The organism is Arthrobacter sp. Dra40 (genome assembly GCF_059091905.1).
The window spans coordinates 1-3,690 of the sequence record NZ_JBNHHB010000353.1 but is presented as its reverse complement, the minus strand read 5'-3'; the positions used below and the strand labels follow the sequence as shown (position 1 = coordinate 3,690).

Below are 3,690 nucleotides of genomic sequence, written 5' to 3'. Positions count from 1 at the left end.
GGGGATGTAGTAGGGCCCCTCGATGGAGCCCTTGTTGCCATGGCGGTGGCTGGTGGCTACGTCCTCCACGGAGTGCTCGACCCAGACGTCCAGGAACAGCGGCCATTCACCGTCCTCGCCCACCTTGATCAGCCACGCCTTGAAGGCGTTGTACTCGTCATAGGTCACGCGCTCTTCGAGCACGATGTCGTTGACGGCACTGACCAGCTTGCTGGCCAGCAGGTTCACCCGCTCCTGGCTGGCGTGGACCGCGCCGGTTTTGCCCGACTGACGGAAACGGTCAGTAGCGGCGCTTCCAGAGGCTGCGGCGCTGGCGGTGGATTCGATGGACATGGCGCTCCTTCGTGCAGTGGTGTGGATGAAGTGGGAAGTCGGCGCGAGAGCCGACGGTGATATGGGTCTCAATCTAGGCCCGGGGCATCGTCGAGGGAAATACCTATCGGACCGTCATTGGGACCTGTTCAACATGAATCCCTCGGCGGTCACTTGATGGAGTTGGGGTGCTTGGCCAGCGGCGTGACCTTGATCTTCATATAGGGGTACATCGGGAAACCGCTGAGGATTTCGTGCAGCTCGTCGTTCGAGGCAACGTCGAACAGCGAGTAGTTGGCGTACTCCCCTACAACCCGCCAGATGCCGGCAAACCGGCCGTCCCGCTGCAGGCCCTGCGAGTACTCTTTCTCCAGTCCCTGAAGCCGGGTGATCTCCTCCGCGGAGAGGTGTGCGGGGAACTGGACTTCCATTCGGGCGAGGAACAGCATCTGTGAATTCTCCTGGGTGTGTGGTGAGGGGGTCAGGACAAGCGGTACTTGGCGAGCTTGCCCTCGTCGATGGCAGCGCCGACGCCGGGCACGTCGCGGACGGAAATGGTTCCGTTTGCAATCCGGATAGGCTCGGCCAGCAGGTCGTCGGCCATGTCCAGAAAGTTGGACAGCTCCCCGGCGCGCCGGCTGGTGGCCTCGTGGGCGGCACCGAAAGTGACAGTGGCCAAGGAACCGATCTGGGTGTCGATCTGGTTCCCCATGGTGACGTCCACGCCCAGCCCGGTGCACAGGCCCAGGATCTGCTGCGCCTCGGTGAACCCGCTGCGGGCGGTCTTGATGCAGATTGCGTTACAGCCCCCGGACAGCAGCTCGCGGGAGACGTCCCCGGCGGTGGGGACGGATTCATCTCCCACCACCGGGATGGGAGATTTCTCCACCAGCCGGCGTCGGCTCATGGCTTCCTTCGCGTCGCACGGCTCCTCCAACAGGCTCAGGCCAAGGCCTTCGGTGCGGCGCAGGACTTCGAGGGCTTCATTGGCGGTCCAGCCGCGGTTGGCATCCAGATAGATGTCGACGTCCTCGCCCAGCCCTTCCCGGAGCACATGGCAAGCCTCAATATCCAGGCCCAGCGGCCGGCGTCCTACCTTCAGCTTGAAGGTGGTGATCCCGTACTCCTGGCCGAACCGCAGGGCCTCGTCAAGCAGCTCCTGGGCCGGACGGAAGCCCAGCATGTGACTGACGCGCATGTGGTCCGTGTAACCGCCGAGCAGCTTATGCACCGGGGTCTGACTGGCCTTGCCCATCAGGTCCCAGAGGGCGATGTCCAGCGCACCCTTGGCCACTTGGTTGTGGATGGTGCGGTTCAGCACGGCATGGATCTTTCCGCGGTCCAGCACGTCCAAGCCGGTCACCTGCGGGGCGAAGACCTGTTCCACGATGGCCACGATCGAGGCCTGGGTCTCGCCGTAGGTATAGGGGCGCGGCGGCGCATCCGCGACCCCCACCAGCCCGGTGTCCGTGTAGACGCGCAGGAGAACGTGGTCCGCGGTCGTCACCTCGCCGCTGGCGAACTTCAGCGGGTGCGTGTAAGGGATGGAGTAGGGAATGGCTTCAATCCGCTCAATCTTCACGTGCGGTTCCTTCCGGGACGTTGGATGTATCGAACAGGTCTACAAAGTTCTTGATGAGCGGGGAATCGACGCCGCGCCGCCATGCCAGCGCCAAATCCACCGCCGGGGCGTCACGCAGCGGGCGCAGCACCGTGCCCTGCAGGGCAAAAACCCGGCGCGTCATCGGCACGAGCGCCAACCCCATGCCCGAGGCGACGAAGGCCAGCAGGGTGGATGTCTCGCTGGCTTCCTGCACGATCCGGGGCCGGAAGCCAACCCGGCGGCAGGCGTCCAGGAAGATGCCGCACACGGCCGAGGTCCGTGGATAAGAAACGAACATTTCCCCGGCCAGGTCGGCCAGTTGCAGGGAACCGTGTGACGCCAAGGGGTGGTCTTCCGGAAGCGCAACGACGAGTTCGTCCTGCTCCAAGAACCTCAGCTCAAGCTCTCCGGACCGCACCGGCGGACGCAGCACGGCGACGTCGATGCGGTTTTCCTCCAGCGCCTCTTCCAAGGCAGGAGTGAGCATTTCACCCAGCACATGGAGCTTCAGTCCCGGCAGCCGCCTTCCGGCCGTCTCGACAATCCGCGGCATCAACCGGTACGTGGCCGATCCAACCACGCCGACCCGCAGCACGCCGCTGGCCCCCTGGCCCACCAGCTTCACGTCCTGCCCCAGCTGGTCGATCTCGGCCAACAACCCGCGGGCCCGGACCAGCAACAGCTCCCCCGCCGGCGTCAACTCCACCTTGCGGGTGGTGCGGACCAGCAACTGGGTGCCCAACTGTTCCTCGAGCTGCTTGATCTGGTGTGAGAGCGGCGGCTGGGCCATATGCAGGCGAAGCGCGGCACGGCCGAAATGGCGTTCCTCGGCCACGGCCACAAAGTATCGCAGCTGGCGGGTCTCCATGCCGGCCTCCTGTCCGTTCCGGTCGCAACCTGGTCGCTGGCTTCCGACCCACTTTAGGCCCGGGAATTAGGCAGGTAAAATACCCAGTTTCCCGTCACTGATACCTGCGGCATATCAATGCGCCCCTGGCTGAGTGCCGCCAGTCACCACCCTCCGCGGCCGGGCAACATCAGGCCCGGGGCGGACTATGACTCCGGAAGTATCAATGCGGCCCAAATAAGTACTTCTGTTGGCCAAGTCACCTGACTACGGTTATGTGGTCCCCGTCGCAACAACCAAGGACGATCCATGTCACAGGAAATCCAGAACCGCCCCGAGGCGGCCGAAGTGCGCCCTGGCGGCGACGCTGAACCGACCACAGCCCTCGAGACCCGCACCGGCAGGAAGCTCGTAGCGCTGCTCGCCGGGCCGCTGGCCGGGCTGGCCCTTTTCCTCATCCTGCCGGAGTCACTGGCGTTCGAAGGCCGCGCCGTCGCGGGCTGCGCGCTCTGGATGGCGATCTGGTGGATGACCGAAGCCGCCCCCATCCCGGTGACCTCGCTGCTGCCGCTGGTCCTCTTCCCGCTGTTCGGGATGGACAGCATGGCCAATGTCGCCGCGCCCTACGCCAACCCCGTGGTCTTCCTGGTGATGGGCGGAGTGATCCTGGGCCTGGCTACGGAGAAGAGCAACCTGCACCGGCGCATTGCGCTCCTGACCATCCGAGCCGTCGGAACCCGCCCCGCGCAGATCGTCCTCGGCCTGATGGTCGCCTCGGCCATGATCTCCGCCTGGGTGTCCAACACCGCCACGGCCGTGATCATGGTGCCCATCGGCGTCTCCATCCTGCAGTTGATCCGCAACATCGACCGTGACGCGGTGGACGCCAAGTTCGCCGCGGCCATGATGCTCGGCATCGCCTACGGCG

Annotated in this window: 5 protein-coding genes; 1 reads left to right on the top strand and 4 read right to left on the bottom strand. The window is 65.0% G+C overall.

The genetic code is table 11. From position 1 onward, the window contains the following. The 4 genes from AC5RWT_RS35600 to AC5RWT_RS35585 all read right to left on the bottom strand — a co-directional run. Positions 1–333, bottom strand: a 333-nt coding sequence (locus AC5RWT_RS35600; RefSeq protein WP_494084336.1) for a dioxygenase, incomplete at its 3' end; no start/stop codon positions are given. A gap of 149 nt (positions 334–482) precedes the next feature. Then, complete coding sequence (gene catC / locus AC5RWT_RS35595) at positions 483–761, bottom strand: muconolactone Delta-isomerase (RefSeq protein WP_494084335.1); 279 nt, start codon at positions 759–761, stop codon at positions 483–485. Between the two features lie 32 nt (positions 762–793). Further along, positions 794–1,894: an enolase C-terminal domain-like protein gene (locus AC5RWT_RS35590; protein WP_494084334.1), complete on the bottom strand. Its 1,101-nt coding sequence runs from the start codon at positions 1,892–1,894 to the stop codon at positions 794–796. Next, on the bottom strand, positions 1,884–2,783 hold the full coding sequence (locus tag AC5RWT_RS35585) for a LysR substrate-binding domain-containing protein (protein WP_494084333.1): 900 nt from the start codon (positions 2,781–2,783) through the stop codon (positions 1,884–1,886). Before AC5RWT_RS35585 ends, AC5RWT_RS35590 begins: the two co-directional genes overlap by 11 nt. Positions 2,784–3,071: 288 nt before the next feature. On the opposite strand from AC5RWT_RS35585, the gene AC5RWT_RS35580 reads away from it, so the two are divergent. Beyond that, positions 3,072–3,690: SLC13 family permease (locus AC5RWT_RS35580; RefSeq protein ID WP_494084332.1), on the top strand; the 619-nt coding region annotated here is incomplete at its 3' end.

Excerpts from the sequence above, each read along its gene's own strand:
- AC5RWT_RS35585 (WP_494084333.1), bottom strand. The coding sequence starts at position 2,783 with ATGGAGACCCGCCAGCTGCGATACTTTGTGGCCGTGGCCGAGGAACGC.
- catC (WP_494084335.1), bottom strand. The coding sequence starts at position 761 with ATGCTGTTCCTCGCCCGAATGGAAGTCCAGTTCCCCGCACACCTCTCC.